We start from the raw sequence: 15,453 nt of genomic DNA, 5'->3' as shown, positions 1-15,453 counted from the left end.
GTGTTTTGGGTTTTGCCCAAGGCGTCCGAGCCCAGTTCTAGTGATCCCATGGATGGCCTAGCCGGCCGGATATGGGTGAAGGACTGGAGGTAGGAAGGAAGCTTGTCGCTCTGGGTCGTTGTTGTTTGCTGTCTTTAGGGATGAGCATCTGACGGACGACTTGATTACCGTTGCCTGACCGCGCGGTATCGGATCCAATCTCGAGAAGCTGGTCTTAAGACAGGCTGCAAGCGAGCTGCTCGGCGTAGCTCCAATAAAGCAGATCTGTCGAACACGTTAATGGCATTGTTGGATTGACTGGGTTGTAAAAGGTAACCCGGTCTGTTGCCGTTTCTTTGGAACGGGCAACGAGATGATGAGCATTGGCAATGAGAACGATTAAGTGTCGTAAGGGCATTTGGTGGATGCCTTGGCATGCACAGGCGATGAAGGACGTGATACGCTGCGAAAAGCCGTGGGGAGCTGCGAATGAGCTTTGATCCATGGATCTCCGAATGGGGCAACCCACCTTAAATACCTAGAAAATCATTCTGGTTGTCGGATCTTCGATCCGACATTACGGCGAACGATCGCCGACGGCCTCTGGCCTGTATGGGAGTTTCCCATGCTGTGCGGAGTGCGTCGCCGGTTGTCTGGCGTGAGTGAAAACCCGAATGGTTTCTAGGTATTGTGATAAGGTATCTACACCTGAATACATAGGGTGTAAGAAGCGAACGCAGGGAACTGAAACATCTAAGTACCTGCAGGAAAGGACATCAACCGAGACTCCGCAAGTAGTGGCGAGCGAACGCGGACCAGGCCAGTGGCAATTGTGATTAAAGTGGAACGCTCTGGAAAGTGCGGCCGTAGTGGGTGACAGCCCCGTACGCGTAGATATCATGATTGTCCTAGAGTAGGGCGGGACACGAGAAATCCTGTCTGAACATGGGGAGACCACTCTCCAAGCCTAAGTACTCGTGCATGACCGATAGCGAACAAGTACCGTGAGGGAAAGGTGAAAAGCACCCCGACAAGGGGAGTGAAATAGAACCTGAAACCGGATGCCTACAAACAGTCGGAGCCCGCAAGGGTGACGGCGTACCTTTTGTATAATGGGTCAACGACTTAGTGTAACAAGCAAGCTTAAGCCGGTAGGTGTAGGCGAAGCGAAAGCGAGTCTGAATAGGGCGATTTAGTTTGTTGCATTAGACCCGAAACCGAGTGATCTAGCCATGAGCAGGTTGAAGGTTGGGTAACACCAACTGGAGGACCGAACCCGCATCTGTTGCAATAGATTGGGATGACTTGTGGCTAGGGGTGAAAGGCCAATCAAACTCGGAAATAGCTGGTTCTCCGCGAAATCTATTTAGGTAGAGCGTCGAGCGAATACCCCCGGGGGTAGAGCACTGGATGGGCTATGGGGACTCACCGTCTTACTGATCCTAACCAAACTCCGAATACCGGGGAGTACTACTCGGCAGACACACGGCGGGTGCTAACGTCCGTCGTGAAAAGGGCAACAACCCTAACCTCCAGCTAAGGTCCCCAAGTCATGGCTAAGTGGGAAAGGATGTGAGGATCCCAAAACAACCAGGATGTTGGCTTAGAAGCAGCCATCATTTAAAGAAAGCGTAACAGCTCACTGGTCTAAATAAGGGTCTTTGCGCCGAAAATGTAACGGGGCTGAAGCCATGCACCGAAGCTGAGGATGTGTAGCAATACACGTGGTAGCGGAGCGTTCCGTAAGCTGATGAAGGGAGACCCGTGAGGGCTCCTGGAGGTATCGGAAGTGCGAATGTTGACATGAGTAACGATAAAGAGGGTGAGAGACCCTCTCGCCGAAAGACCAAGGGTTCCTGCTTAAAGTTAATCTGAGCAGGGTTAGCCGGCCCCTAAGGCGAGGCAGAAATGCGTAGTCGATGGGAACCACGTTAATATTCGTGGGCCTGGTGGTAGTGACGGATTGCACAAGTTGTTCATTCTTATTGGATTGGATGGGCAGCGGAGCGGTTCCAGGAAATAGCTCCACCGTATAGACCGTACCCGAAACCGACACAGGTGGTCAGGTAGAGTATACCAAGGCGCTTGAGAGAACTATGTTGAAGGAACTCGGCAAATTGCACGCGTAACTTCGGAAGAAGCGTGACCCCATGGTAGGCAACTATTATGGGGTGGCACAGACCAGGGGGTAGCGACTGTTTATCAAAAACACAGGGCTCTGCGAAGTCGCAAGACGACGTATAGGGTCTGACGCCTGCCCGGTGCTGGAAGGTTAAGAGGAGAGGTGCAAGCTTTGAATCGAAGCCCCAGTAAACGGCGGCCGTAACTATAACGGTCCTAAGGTAGCGAAATTCCTTGTCGGGTAAGTTCCGACCTGCACGAATGGCGTAACGACTTCCCCGCTGTCTCCAACATAGACTCAGTGAAATTGAATTCCCCGTGAAGATGCGGGGTTCCTGCGGTCAGACGGAAAGACCCCGTGCACCTTTACTATAGCTTTACACTGGCATTCGTGTCGGCATGTGTAGGATAGGTGGTAGGCTTTGAAGCGGGGACGCCAGTTTCCGTGGAGCCATCCTTGAAATACCACCCTTATCGTCATGGATGTCTAACCGCGGCCCGTCATCCGGGTCCGGGACAGTGTATGGTGGGTAGTTTGACTGGGGCGGTCGCCTCCGAAAGAGTAACGGAGGCGCGCGATGGTGGGCTCAGACCGGTCGGAAATCGGTCGTCGAGTGCAATGGCATAAGCCCGCCTGACTGCGAGACTGACAAGTCGAGCAGAGACGAAAGTCGGTCATAGTGATCCGGTGGTCCCGCGTGGAAGGGCCATCGCTCAACGGATAAAAGGTACGCCGGGGATAACAGGCTGATGACCCCCAAGAGTCCATATCGACGGGGTTGTTTGGCACCTCGATGTCGGCTCATCGCATCCTGGGGCTGGAGCAGGTCCCAAGGGTTTGGCTGTTCGCCAATTAAAGCGGTACGTGAGCTGGGTTCAGAACGTCGTGAGACAGTTCGGTCCCTATCTGCCGTGGGTGTAGGAATATTGACAGGATCTGTCCCTAGTACGAGAGGACCGGGATGGACATATCTCTGGTGGACCTGTTGTCCTGCCAAGGGCATAGCAGGGTAGCTACATATGGACGGGATAACCGCTGAAGGCATCTAAGCGGGAAACCCACCTGAAAACGAGTATTCCCTATCAGAGCCGTGGAAGACGACCACGTTGATAGGCCGGGTGTGGAAGTGCGGCAACGCATGAAGCTTACCGGTACTAATAGCTCGATTGGCTTGATCGTTCTCATTGACTATGCTCATCGAACTTCGTTCGATGTGCCAGACCTTTGTCCTGGCGCTGTCGCGGCTTTGCCGCTTCGCTCCGGACGGGCCGCGCCACAAGGCGCGACGGCCACTTGGCCTTGCGGAGCGCTGCTCCGACGCCCTCAAGAAGGTTCAAAGACGTGTTCAAAAAAAGAAAACAGGCTAACGCCTGCCAGCTTCTCAAAACATATAGTTGCGCTTTGCCGACCTGGTGGTTATGGCGGGGTGGCTGCACCCGTTCCCTTTCCGAACACGGCCGTGAAACGCCCCTGCGCCCATGGTACTTCGTCTTAAGACGCGGGAGAGTAGGTCGCTGCCAGGTCTGCAAAACGCAACTGATGTAAAACAATCTTCTCAGAACAAACTCTGCGGCCCATGCCGAACAAAAAGGGCCGCTCACAAAGCGGCCTTTTGTGTTAGAATGCATCGGCAGGAAAACACGAGACAAATTGCAAAAGCAATTTGCTCGGGCAGTCGGTATTTTGCCAGATGGCAAAACCTGGACGGACGACGCAAGCGTCGCCTGGATAACGCGGGGTGGAGCAGCCCGGTAGCTCGTCAGGCTCATAACCTGAAGGCCGCAGGTTCAAATCCTGCCCCCGCAACCAATCCTTTCCTTAGATACTCCCAAGCCCCTGCCATGCAGGGGCTTTTTGTGTTGCCAGAAGAGAGCAATATCGCTGGCGCGAAGACTTCATCTTCGCTGGCGATGGTAGCTCCTCGTCCTGCGGACCATAACCTGAAGGCCGCAGGTTCAAATCCTGCCCCCGCAACCAATCCTTTCCTTAGATACTCCCAAGCCCCTGCCATGCAGGGGCTTTTTGTGTTGCCAGAAGAGAGCAATATCGCTGGCGCGAAGACTTCATCTTCGCTGGCGATGGTAGCTCCTCGTCCTGCGGACCATAACCTGAAGGCCGCAGGTTCAAATCCTGCCCCCGCAACCAAACAAATAGCCGCCTTCAGGGCGGCTTTTTGTTTGGTAACGGGTCGAGGGTTTAATGCCTAATCAGGGGCCCGCAAGAAGGCAAAGCCGACGCAGCGGGACAGAAAACTACAAAGCCTGCCCCCGAAACCAAATCCTTCCTCTTAAAGATCAGCATCTACCTTCTTATCGCTGGCGGAAAAGCTTCGCTTTCCCTGGCGATGGTAGCTCCTCGTTCGCAGAGCTCACCATAACCTGAAGGGTGAGCGGTCGATCGGGCCCGCCCGATAAAACAGTCCACTGAACTGTTTAAGACCCGAACGGGGCAAAGCCTCAAACCGAAATCAAATTCCATAAAAATAATACGCAAAAGCCCCGGACCGTAAAACGGCCGGGGCTTTGTTGTTTTTGCCGAATGGCGCTGCCGACCCAAGATTTGACGTTGGAACTGCTACAGCAAATTCGGCCACCTTCCGGCAACTTTCGTCAGAGCTTGCCCGTTCGATCCACGGCGCCTTTCTGGTCGGGATACTACTGCCAGATAGCATACCGCCTCCACATCGCACTTTACAACTATATAACATAGTTGCTACGTTGCTAACGATAGAGAGGCGGGCCTGCTGACTTAATGAAGGACGCTGCGACGATGCCTGGGACTTATGCTACTTTTTCCGACGATAGTTTTGCGGGCCGAACGGTCTTAATCACGGGCGCAGCGAGCGGGATGGGTCTTGAAACTGCAAGGGCCTTCGCCAGCAAGGGCGCGGAAGTCGTCATGGCCGATCGTGATGAGGCGGGGTTGAAGCGCTACGGTGCGGAGCTGCGCAATGACGGCACGGCTGTCCATACCGTGACGGTGGATGTCAGCAATCAGGAAAGCATCGATAGGGCTTTCGATTATTGCGACGCCAATCTCGCGCGCCTTGACAACGTCGTGACATGTGCGGCGATCATCACGGCCAAGCGTATATTCGAGCAGGATCGGGCGCATTGGCACCGCGTGCTCGACGTCAATCTGCTCGGCAGCTTCTTCGTCGTGCAGGGCGCAGTCAAACGCATGCTCGACAACCCCGATGGCGGCAACATCGTCTGCATCGCCTCGGATGCCGGCGTGCATGGCGGCGGCGGGCTGATTGCCGATACCGCCTATGCGGCATCGAAGGCCGGGACCCTGTCGATGGTCAAATCGGTGGCGCGGGAACTTGCGGGCAAGAAGATCCGCATTAACGCGCTGAACCCCGGGCCGACGGATTCCCCGATGCACTCTCATATCGACCAGTCGCTGAAGGACCGTATTGCCGGCAATCTGCCGATGCGGCGCATGGGGCGGCCGGAGGACATGGCGGCGGCAATCATGTTCCTGTGCTCGGATGCAGCCAGCTTTACCTACGGCGCCGCGCTCGATGTCGATGGCGGATCGATGTTCCGCTAGACGGGGAGGGGATAAACGTATGCAGCAGACAGCCCGCCGTTATGCCTATTCGGCCGATATTCCCGAACTCGATGATGTCGATGTGCTCGTCATCGGGGGCGGACCATCGGGATTATCGGCCGCGGTCGCGGCGGCACGTCTTGGCGTGCGGGTACGTCTTGTGGAGCGCTACGGCTTCCTCGGCGGCAATCTCACGGCGGGCCTCGTCGGCCCCTGCATGACCTCCTATTCGCTCGATGGCAGCCAGCAACTGATCCGCGGCATCTACGAAGAATTCGTTCAGCGGATGATGGCGCTCGGCGGCGCGCTGCATCCGAGTACCATCCCGGCAGGTTCGGCCTATTGCGGCTTCATCGTCTACGGCCATGACAAGGTGACCCCTTTCCAGCCTGAGGCGGCGAAGGTCGCGGCGCAGCGTATGTGCGTCGAGGCAGGAGTGGAATTGTTGCTGCACACCATGGTCGTGGATGCCATCGTCGATGACCATGATGCGGACAATCCCCGGGTGCTCGGGGTTGTTTGCGCCGGCAAGGGCGGGCTGAGGAGCGCTCGTGCGAAGGTCGTCGTCGATTGCTCGGCTGATGGCGATGTCGCCCATTATGCCGGCGTCCATACCCGTCAGGGGCGGGAAAGCGACGGCCTTTCCCAGCCGCAAACATTGTTCTTCCGCGTGCAGAACGTCGATGACCAGGTGGTGGAGGATTACATCCGCGCGCATCCGCAGGACTTTCGGCCTTTCGCCTCGATCGTCGCCAAGGCGACGGCAGAAGGCCGCTTTCCCGCGCCTCGCCGCGGCATCGGCCTCTACAAGACCATGGAACCGGGCGTCTGGCGCATCAATACCGGCCGCGTGTTGCGCCGCAATGGGGCTGACTCCCTTGAGCTCTCGCTTGCCGAGGTTGAAGGCCGCGAGCAGACAGTGGCGCTGCTCGATTTCTTCCGCGACAATCTGCCCGGCTTCGAACAGGTGGAACTGCGGGACACGGCAACCCAGATCGGCGTGCGGGAAACCCGACGGATCGATGGCGCCTACGAACTGACGCTGCAAGATTTGCATTCCGGCCGCGCCTTCGAAGATGTCGTGGCGTTGTGCGGCTATCCGCTCGATATTCACGACCCCACAGGCTCGGGCGGTGGGACCGGTGGCGCGGGGCTCGATGCCGCCAATATCTACCAGATACCTTACCGCGTCATGCTGCCACGCGTTCATGAGGGCCTGCTGGTGTCCGGCCGCGCGGTCTCGGCGACGCATGAGGCGCTCAGCGCCATTCGCGTCATGCCGCCCTGTTTTGCGCTCGGCCAGGCGGCCGGTGTTGCCGCGGCACTTTCGGTCGGCAACAGGGCAAGCCCCCGGCATGTCGACTACGCGGATTTGCGCAGGGAACTTCTGGCCCAGGGCGCCTATCTTGGCTGACGGAAGGAGAAAGCGCGGAAGCTATATACCCGTGTTTTCTCAAGTCAGGCCTTCAGATGAAGGGTCACCAGCACGGTGCATTCGGCGCCATCGGCAAAGCGGGTTGCAACGCGCAGCCAATTGCCGAAGGCGTTGAGCCGGGCCACGGCAACGCCGTCCTGTTCGCCCGGCATGGCGAATTCCGTTCCTTCGCGAACCCAGTGCATGCCGTCAGGCGAGATCTCCACCCAGCCCTTGGGTACAGTGCCGACGGGAGGCTTCAATGCTCGAATAAAGAACACGGCTTCATGCGCCCAGCCGGCCTCATAGGGTTCGCTCGCGGCGTCACCGCTCCAGCGCTCATTGCGGGTTATCACCGCCGTGATGTTTTCGGGAAGCATCAAAAATCCCCTGAAATGCAGATGGAATCGACGTAGAGAAAGGCACGCTTGGCGACATCCGTCTCGGCGAACAGGCAGAAGTTCAGCATGCACCAGAGGTTTTTCATCGCCGGAATCCGGATCGACTCGAAGCCGGACACATCGAAATTCCGGTCGTTGCACTGCAAGCCGGTCGCCTTCATGGAGGCGAGGTCGAAATCGAAGCGCATATAGCTCCAGTTCACCTTCGTCGGGATCTCGTTGTAGCAGAGCCGTTGTTCACCATCCGGCAAGTCCAGCCAGCCTTCAGGCGCCAGGTGATAGTGGCTAACGGTCTTGTCTTCCCGGCCGATGGCGGTGAAGGACGTGGTCTCACGTTTGTACTGCCATTTCTGCAGGTGCTTGCCGTCGAGTGCGTTGAGAAAGCGCAGATGTGGCATAACCCGCTCGCCGTCTCCGTCGCGATCACCGCATTGCAGGTCGAACAGGAAGCCGATCGATCGCACGTCGGTTTCCGATAGTTTCAGTTCCGTCGCCTCCGGCTTGAACGTGAAGAAAATCTCGAAGCGGATCGGCCCGCGCTTGCGGAAGGTATGGCGCTTGATTGCAACGTTCTGCGCACCGGGTTTCGCCTTTGTGGCGATTTTCAGCGCATAGGACGAATCCATACCGCCGTGGGATCCTGCATCCCAATGCCCGAGCGTTGAGAGCATGGCGCTCGAGTGCTGGGCAAAGCCGGGCAGCATGACGTCGAGGCTGTCCTCGTAATTGCCGACCAACTGTGACCAGCCGCAATGCCCGCGCGAAAAATCGTCAAAGGACAGGATGCGCGGCAGAGGATCGAAACGGCTGAGCGCCGGATCTGCGCGAAGCATGGCGAGCCTCATGGCTTCCATCATGTCGGCTGTGGAAGAGGGGACTGATGTCGTCATTATGGCGTTGACCTCACTGTATGCGGAGCCGTTTGACGGCGCCCCAATCGATTTCGATGCCGAGACCCGGCCGTGTCGGCACGTCGAGCCGGCCATTCTTCTGGCGTAGGCAGCCGGGCGCCAGATCGGCCAGGTCGCGCTTGAAGGGGCTAAGATCGCATTCGCATTCCATCACCCGGAAATTCGGAAGGGCGGCCGCCAGATGCGCGCTGGCCGTCTCGCAGATAATGCCGGACATGCCGATATGCGGGGCGTAGCCCACATCGTGCAGGGCGGCATAGTCGGCCATACGCCGTGTTTCGGATATGCCGCCGGCACGCGCGACATCCGGCTGCAGAATTGAAAGGGTTCGGTTGGCGACGAGACGCTGCGCCTGATCGGCGGTAAAGTTGCTCTCTCCGGCTGCGAGCGGCACGTCGCAGCGTTTGCGAAGTTCTACGTAGCCTTGCTCGTTTTCCGGCGCCAGCGGCTCCTCGAACCAGAAGTAGCCGTTGGCCGAAAGCGCCCTGCCGACTTCGATCGCCTGGTCCAGATCATAGGCCCAGTTGGCATCGACACAGAGTTCGATATCGTCGCCGGCGCGCTTGCGCAGCCGTTCGATGCGCCGGCAGGCTTCCCTGACGGGATTGGCCATCTTGACTTTGATGCGCGGGAATCCCTCGCCGATATAGCGCTCCAGTTCCCGATCCGCCTCAGCATCGTCGACCCAGTTTACGGCGGCGGCATAGACCTCGATCGCTTCCCGGCCGATGCCGCCAAGCAGCTTGGCGATCGGCATGCCGGCGGCCTTGCCCATGATGTCCCACAGCGCAATATCGACGCCAGCGATCGCCTCGATCAGCATGCCGCCGGCGCGGCCTGACAGCGAGCGCCGCATGGATTGCCAGAGCGCGCCGATATTGCGTGCGTCCTGTCCGATCAGCCGTGGTTTTAACGAGGTTTCGATCAGTTCCGCATAAGCCTTGGGCGAAAACCGGGCCAAAACCTCCCCGACGCCGACGATGCCGGCATCGGTGCGCACCTCGACGAGAACCATCGAGACCTTGTGATAGGTGCCCCAGGACGTGACGGTCGGTTTGGGCAGCGTCTGGCTGAGCGGATGGGCGACGACATCTGAAATGAGGATCGCCTGTCCGGTCGAACGTTGCACAGAATCCATCGGCTCTTTCGTTCCCAATGTTTTGCTCGCTGCTCTTGGTTTTGCTCGCTGCTTTGGGGCGTGTCTGTTAGTCCTAGCTAGATGTTGGCGACTTGGCAACTGATAAACCTAGTTGCTAAGTTGGAAACTGCATGTTAGCTTTGTGAATATGAGGACCGAGATGACTGAAATTCCCGAAAGGAAACCCGTTTTCACCGCCAAGCCGCCCAACCCTTCGCGGTTGGCGGATGGGGTGTCCGATGCGATTGCCGCCGCACTCTTTGATGGACGCATCTCGCCTGGCGAGCCGTTGCCGCCCGAAGGGGAGATCGCCAGGGAGTTCGGTGTCTCGAAGCCGATCGCCCGCGAGGCGCTTCGCCAGCTGACGGCAGCCGGGCTGATCTTCACCCAACAAGGCAAGGTTGCCCGCGCCAAGGCGCTGAGCGGCGACTCGATGGACAAAATCTACGGCTACGCGGTGCGTTCCAGTCTCAAGCGGCTGCGCGAAGCCAATGAAATGCGCCGCGTCGTCGAGACGGGAATTGCCCGGCTCGCTGCCGAACGTCGCGATCCGGAAGGTCTGGATATCATGCGGCAGGGCTTGGCGGGCATGCTGGCTTCCGTGCAGGAGCCTTCCGGCTTTACCGCCGCCGATATCCTGTTTCACCTTGGCCTTGCCGTGACGACGGGTAATTACATGATCCGCGTGCACATGGAGAGCATGCGTTCCGTGCAGCGCGAGGTGTCGGAATTGTTTTCACGTCGCGCCAATCGCAGCGACGCTGACTGGCGGGCAACGATTGACCGGCATCAGGCGATCTACGATGCAATTGCAGTTGGTGATGCCGATCTCGCCGAGCAAAAAATCCGGGAGCATTTCGAAGCTGCCGACATTGCCTCGCTCGAGGTGGCCGACAAGTTGAAAGATGCCGAGCGATGAGCGCCGCGCGCTTCTCACTGAAAGGCCGGCGCGTGCTGGTAACCGGTGGCAGTTCCGGCATCGGCCGGGCTGTTGCGCTTGGCCTTGCGGAGCATGGAGCGGAACTGATCCTGCATCATTTCGGCAATGAGACGGGTGCGCGTGAGGTGGCCCGGGCGACCGGCGGCACAGCGCCGGTACTGGAAGCAGACTTCACCGACGGGCGTGCGACGCGGGCTTTTGCCGATGAAGTGCTGGGAACATACGGCCCGATCGATATCCTCATTGCCAATGCCGCCATCGAACATCGGCGGCCCTGGCAGGAATTGGATGAGGCGCATGTCAACGCCCATGTGGCATCGAATTTTTCGGCGCTGCTGACGCTGACGGCAAAGCTGGTTCCACCGATGGCCGAGCGGGGCTGGGGCAGGGTCGTCGCCACAGGCAGTATCATGGCGGTGCGGCCGCGGGCGGAAACGGTTGTTTATGCGTCGCTCAAGGCGGCGCAGTTGACCGCGATCAGGTCGATTGCGCGCGAAACCGGCCATCGCGGCGTCACGCTGAATGTGGTTTCGCCGGGTGCGATCGAGATCGAAGCCAATGCCGCGCGCTACGGCGACCCGGCGTTCCGCAAAGCGGTAGCCGCCAAGATCCCTATGGGCAGGCCGGGCCAGCCGCAGGACCTGGTTGGGGCGTTTGTTTTTTTGTGCAGCGATGCTGCCAGCTACGTTACGGGTGCAAATATCCCGGTCGACGGAGGATGGTCGATCGGAGACGCGCCCGGGAACCTTCCGCACGCTGCCGGGTGAGCGGCCTGCGGCAAGGTTTTCGAGATCATGCGGCGGAACCATCCGCCGCAGCTTGCAGCCAAATTCCAGGCGAATGCCGTTTGCATTCAGTCGGTGAAGGCTGATTGCCGACGACCAAAAAGGGAGGAAACCATGAAGGCCGCATTAGCAGGTATCGCAGCATCCGCGTTGACATTGTGCATATCGACGTCTGCCGTCTTCGCGACGGATCTCCGCATGACGGTCTGGACCGGGAGCGAGGCGCATCTGAAGATGCTGAATGGCATTGCGGAGAGCTTCAAAGCCACACACCCCGATGTGAACGTGAAGTTCGAGACCGTGCCGGTCAGCGACTACACGCAGAAACTGACCTTCCAGATCGCCGGCGGCAATGCTCCCGACATAGCCTGGATGATGGAGGATGCCGCTCCGGCTTTCGAAAACGCCAATCTTCTGATGGATCTCGGCCCGACGCTCAAGGCGGCGGAAGGCTATGATTTCGACGATTTTTCGAAGCCGGCCATGGGCCTCTGGCAGAAGGATGAAACGGTCTACGGCATTCCGTTCTCCACCTCGCCTTTCATGATCTACTACAACAAGGACATGTTCGACAAAGCCGGGCTCGAAGATCCGCTGACGCTCGCCACCAAGGGCGAATGGAACATGGACAAGTTCCAGGAAGTCTCCAAGAAGCTCGCGGAAACCAATCCCGGCAAATGGGGCTTCGAGTTCAAGGATGGGGAAGGCTATGCCTCTCGCATGACCCATGCCCTTCTGCCGCCAATCCGCGCCTATGGTGGCGATATCTGGTCGAACAAGGAATGCGGCTTCGACAAGCCCGAAGCGGTCAAGGCGGTCAAGCAGCTGCATGACATGGTCTTCAAGGACAAGTCCATCGTTCCGCCGGGCGAACAGGGCGATTACTTTTCCGGCAATTCGGCGATGACGGTCAACCAGATTTCCCGCGCTTCGAAGATGGCGGAAGCCGGCTTCAAGTGGGGCATCGCACCGTTGCCCACCGGCCCAGGTGGTGAGTCACCCGTTATCGGCCAGGCCGGTCTTGTTGTGTTCGCCCAAGGCAAGAATACGGAAATCGCCGCGGAATTCGTGGCGCATATGACCAACAAGGAAAACGTCGCCACCATGGCGCAGTTCTTCCCGCCCGCCCGCAAGAGCGTTCTGCAGGCCGATGCATTCATCAACGGCAACAAGCTCGTGCCGCCCGAGATGATGAAGAATGTGGCTGCCGCCATAGAAAAGGGCCGGGTGGTTTCGGTTAACGAAAAAGCGCCACAGATCCTTGCCGCCATGGCGCCTCGCGTCGATGCCTTGTGGAAGCCGGATGCCGATGTCGATGCCGCCATCAAGGGCATCTGCGCGGCAATCCAACCGCTGCTTTGATCAGAACGAAGATGGCCGATACCGTTCATAACTCCATTCGAACCGGCCAAAAGACCTGGCTGACGTTGAAGATGAGAGAGATGATGGAGGCGTGGCTGTTTGTCAGCCCCACCCTCATCGGTTTCCTCATCTTCTTCCTCGGTCCGCTCTGCGCAGTGGTCTATTATTCAATGACCGAATGGAACCTGCTCAGCCAGCAGGCCACCTTCGTAGGCCTTGCCAATTTTCAGAATGCGCTCTTCGAAAACCCTGACTTTTGGCTGGTGGTACGCAATTCGGTTATTTTCGCGATCGGTCTCGTGCCGCTCAACATGGCGCTCGCGCTCGCTTTGGCGCTCGCCCTTTCCCGGCCGTTCTTCGGGGTCGTGTTCTTTCGCACGGTGTTTTTCGCTCCCGTCATCACCTCGGCCATCGCCTGGGCGATCGTCTGGAAATTTCTGCTGCAGGGAGAAGGCGGTTTCATCAACCAGGTACTGGCGCTGGTCGGGATCACCGGCCCAAACTGGCTGCGTGAACCGAGCTGGGCGATGGCAGCGGTCATCGTCACCCGCGTCATCAAAATGGTCGGCCTCAACATGATCCTCTATATTGCGGCGCTGCAGGCAATCCCGCGGGACTATGAAGAGGCAGCGCGTCTGGAGGGCGCCTCACGCCGGCAGATTTTCAGCATGATCACCTGGCCGTTGCTGGCGCCGACCACGCTGGTTATCATGGTCATCACGACGATCGGCTCTTTCAAGGTCTTCGATCACATATACCAGATGACCGGTGGCGGCCCGGAAAACGGCACATTGGTGCTTGCCTTCTACATCTACCAGCAGGGCTTCAAGTTCTTCAATGTCGGGTATGCCTCGGCGCTCGCGATGATCATGTTCGTGATGATCATGGCGCTGACCCTGGTGCAGGTGATGCTGCGGAGAAAGGGATCGGAGTGACCCAGCGCCAAATCCAGATCCTCTACCGCGCCTGCTGGACGATCGCACTCTTGATCGCCGCCATTCCTTTTGTTTTCCCATTCGTTTGGATGGTATCTGCCGGCTTCAAGAGCGTGACCGAGATATTCGGTGCACCGACGCTTATTCCGCGCGTTTGGCGCTGGCAGAATTTCGTCGAAGTGTTCACCTACCAGCCGTTCGCGCGGCAGTATTTCAACTCGCTTTACATCGCGATCGTGGTGACGGCGCTCACCCTCATCATCTCGTCTCTGGCCGGTTATGCGCTGGCGCGCATGCGGTTTGCCGGTGCCGGGCTGCTTATGCTTTTTCTAATCTCGGCGCTCATGGTGCCGGAGGAAGTGACGATCATTCCGAACTTCTTCCTCATGCGCTGGTTTGGTTTGGTGGATACTCACTGGCCGCTGATCCTGCTGCCCACCTTCGGCCCTCATGGGGTGATGGCAACGTTTCTGATGCGCCAGTATTTCCTGGCCCTGCCCAAGGAGTTGGAAGAAGCCGGCAAGATGGACGGCCTCTCACGCTTCGGCGTCTGGTGGAAGATAGCGCTGCCGATGGCGCGTCCGGCCCTGGCTGCGGTTTCCATCATCACCTTTCTGTTCTCATGGAACCTGTTCCTGGAGCCGCTGATCTTTCTGAGCTCGCTCGACATGTTCACGCTGCCTTTGGCCTTGTCGAACTTCAACGACAGCTACGGCTTGCCGCTGTGGAACCTGCAGCTTGCCGCTACAAGTCTTGCAGTGGTGCCGATCCTGATCGTCTATCTGATCGCCCAGCGGCAGATCATCGAAAGTTTTGCGCTATCAGGCGTGAAGGGATGAGGAATTTTCGTTCATGAGCAGTGTATCGCTTAAAGGCATCGAAAAACGCTTCGGCGCCGTCGAGGTCATCCGCGGCGTCGATCTCAGGATCGATCCGGGCGAGTTCGTCGTATTCGTCGGTCCGTCGGGTTGCGGCAAGTCCACCTTGCTGCGGCTGATTTCGGGGCTGGAATATCTCAGCGGCGGTGAGCTTGCGATTGGCGGCCGGGTGGTCAACGAAGTGCCGGCTTCGAAACGCGGTGTTGCCATGGTCTTCCAATCCTATGCCCTCTATCCGCACCTGACCGTCCGGGACAATATGGGTTTCGGGCTGAAGGTCCGCAAAGTTCCGGCACAGGAGCGTCAGAAGCGCGTCGATGAAGCAAGCGCCACGCTGAAGCTCGAAGCATTGCTCGATCGCTACCCCCGCGAGCTTTCCGGCGGTCAGCGGCAACGCGTCGCGATCGGCCGGGCCATCGTCGGAAATCCCGATGTCTTCCTGTTCGACGAACCGCTGTCGAACCTCGATGCAGAATTGCGCGTGCACATGCGCTCTGAAATCGCCGCGCTGCACAAGCGGCTCTCCACGACGATGATCTATGTAACGCACGACCAGATCGAAGCGATGACGCTCGCCGACAAGATCGTCGTTCTGCGCGACGGCCGCGTCGAGCAGGTCGGCTCCCCCCGGGACCTATACGAGCGGCCGGCAAATACCTTCGTGGCGCAGTTCATCGGAAGCCCAAAAATGAATCTGCTGCCTGCAGATATCGCGCCTTTGCTGACAGGCGCAACGGCAATGGATGCCGCCGCCGAGACCATCGGGATAAGGCCGGAGCATCTGACGGTCGTGGAACCTCGAGACGGGACGCTACGCGGAACCGTCGGGCTTTGTGAATATACCGGGGCAGTAACGCTGCTCCACGTCAAGCTGCCGGACGGGCACGATTGCCTCGTCCTGCACGACGGTCATGACACGAAGGCGGGAATCCAAATAGGGCTCACCGCCGATGTCTCGAAGGTGCACTTTTTCAAGGGCAACGGGCAGACAATAAAGCAGACCGAACGAGGTCGGACTGCTTGAACGTGCGGC

Annotated in this window: 12 protein-coding genes, 1 tRNA gene and 2 rRNA genes; 12 read left to right on the top strand and 3 right to left on the bottom strand. The window is 58.4% G+C overall.

The features are described 5' to 3' along the window. Window positions 1-376 precede the first annotated feature (376 nt). The 6 genes from AC245Y_RS17830 to AC245Y_RS17805 all read left to right on the top strand — a co-directional run bounded on the left by AC245Y_RS17830 (window position 377) and on the right by AC245Y_RS17805 (window position 7,070). Window positions 377-3,280 (top strand): 23S ribosomal RNA (locus tag AC245Y_RS17830). A 229-nt stretch (window positions 3,281-3,509) separates the two neighbouring features. Continuing rightward, a 5S ribosomal RNA gene (rrf, locus tag AC245Y_RS17825) occupies window positions 3,510-3,624 on the top strand. Between the two features lie 209 nt (window positions 3,625-3,833). After that, a tRNA-Met gene (locus tag AC245Y_RS17820) sits at window positions 3,834-3,910 on the top strand. Window positions 3,911-3,942: 32 nt separating this feature from the next. Continuing rightward, entirely contained in the window at window positions 3,943-4,308 is a 366-nt protein-coding gene (locus tag AC245Y_RS17815) for a hypothetical protein (protein WP_157628341.1), read from the top strand. Between the two features lie 544 nt (window positions 4,309-4,852). After that, window positions 4,853-5,656 (top strand): SDR family NAD(P)-dependent oxidoreductase, encoded by an 804-nt coding sequence (locus tag AC245Y_RS17810; RefSeq protein ID WP_026157462.1) that lies wholly within the window; start codon window positions 4,853-4,855, stop codon window positions 5,654-5,656. 19 nt (window positions 5,657-5,675) lie between these two features. Next, window positions 5,676-7,070 (top strand): FAD-dependent oxidoreductase, encoded by a 1,395-nt coding sequence (locus AC245Y_RS17805; protein ID WP_012758795.1) that lies wholly within the window; start codon window positions 5,676-5,678, stop codon window positions 7,068-7,070. Window positions 7,071-7,114: 44 nt separating this feature from the next. Here the strand turns inward: AC245Y_RS17805 and AC245Y_RS17800 are convergent, their stop codons facing one another. Genes AC245Y_RS17800 through AC245Y_RS17790 form a run of 3 tightly spaced genes read right to left on the bottom strand, consistent with a single transcriptional unit; the run spans window position 7,115 to window position 9,520 of the window. Continuing rightward, on the bottom strand, window positions 7,115-7,450 hold the full coding sequence (locus tag AC245Y_RS17800; RefSeq protein WP_012758794.1) for a hypothetical protein: 336 nt from the start codon (window positions 7,448-7,450) through the stop codon (window positions 7,115-7,117). After that, window positions 7,450-8,316 (bottom strand): DUF6772 family protein, encoded by an 867-nt coding sequence (locus tag AC245Y_RS17795; RefSeq protein ID WP_017995038.1) that lies wholly within the window; start codon window positions 8,314-8,316, stop codon window positions 7,450-7,452. Before AC245Y_RS17795 ends, AC245Y_RS17800 begins: the two co-directional genes overlap by 1 nt. A gap of 58 nt (window positions 8,317-8,374) precedes the next feature. Beyond that, complete coding sequence (locus AC245Y_RS17790; protein WP_012758792.1) at window positions 8,375-9,520, bottom strand: mandelate racemase/muconate lactonizing enzyme family protein; 1,146 nt, start codon at window positions 9,518-9,520, stop codon at window positions 8,375-8,377. A gap of 160 nt (window positions 9,521-9,680) precedes the next feature. On the opposite strand from AC245Y_RS17790, the gene AC245Y_RS17785 reads away from it, so the two are divergent. From AC245Y_RS17785 to AC245Y_RS17760, 6 genes are all read left to right on the top strand, one after another. Then, on the top strand, window positions 9,681-10,439 hold the full coding sequence (locus tag AC245Y_RS17785; protein ID WP_012758791.1) for a FadR/GntR family transcriptional regulator: 759 nt from the start codon (window positions 9,681-9,683) through the stop codon (window positions 10,437-10,439). Further along, entirely contained in the window at window positions 10,436-11,227 is a 792-nt protein-coding gene (locus AC245Y_RS17780) for an SDR family NAD(P)-dependent oxidoreductase (protein WP_012758790.1), read from the top strand. Before AC245Y_RS17785 ends, AC245Y_RS17780 begins: the two co-directional genes overlap by 4 nt. Window positions 11,228-11,359: 132 nt before the next feature. Next, complete coding sequence (locus tag AC245Y_RS17775; protein ID WP_017995036.1) at window positions 11,360-12,607, top strand: ABC transporter substrate-binding protein; 1,248 nt, start codon at window positions 11,360-11,362, stop codon at window positions 12,605-12,607. Window positions 12,608-12,618: 11 nt separating this feature from the next. Further along, window positions 12,619-13,542 (top strand): carbohydrate ABC transporter permease, encoded by a 924-nt coding sequence (locus AC245Y_RS17770; RefSeq protein ID WP_012758788.1) that lies wholly within the window; start codon window positions 12,619-12,621, stop codon window positions 13,540-13,542. Then, entirely contained in the window at window positions 13,539-14,381 is an 843-nt protein-coding gene (locus AC245Y_RS17765) for a carbohydrate ABC transporter permease (RefSeq protein ID WP_012758787.1), read from the top strand. Before AC245Y_RS17770 ends, AC245Y_RS17765 begins: the two co-directional genes overlap by 4 nt. 13 nt (window positions 14,382-14,394) lie before the next feature. Further along, window positions 14,395-15,444 (top strand): ABC transporter ATP-binding protein, encoded by a 1,050-nt coding sequence (locus tag AC245Y_RS17760; protein ID WP_012758786.1) that lies wholly within the window; start codon window positions 14,395-14,397, stop codon window positions 15,442-15,444. The last annotated feature ends 9 nt before the right edge of the window (window positions 15,445-15,453 follow it).

The sequence above is a fragment of the Rhizobium sp. SRDI943 genome (genome assembly GCF_057653695.1).
The sequence above is the reverse complement of the archived record's forward strand: the minus strand, read 5'-3'. Positions and strand labels throughout refer to the sequence as shown.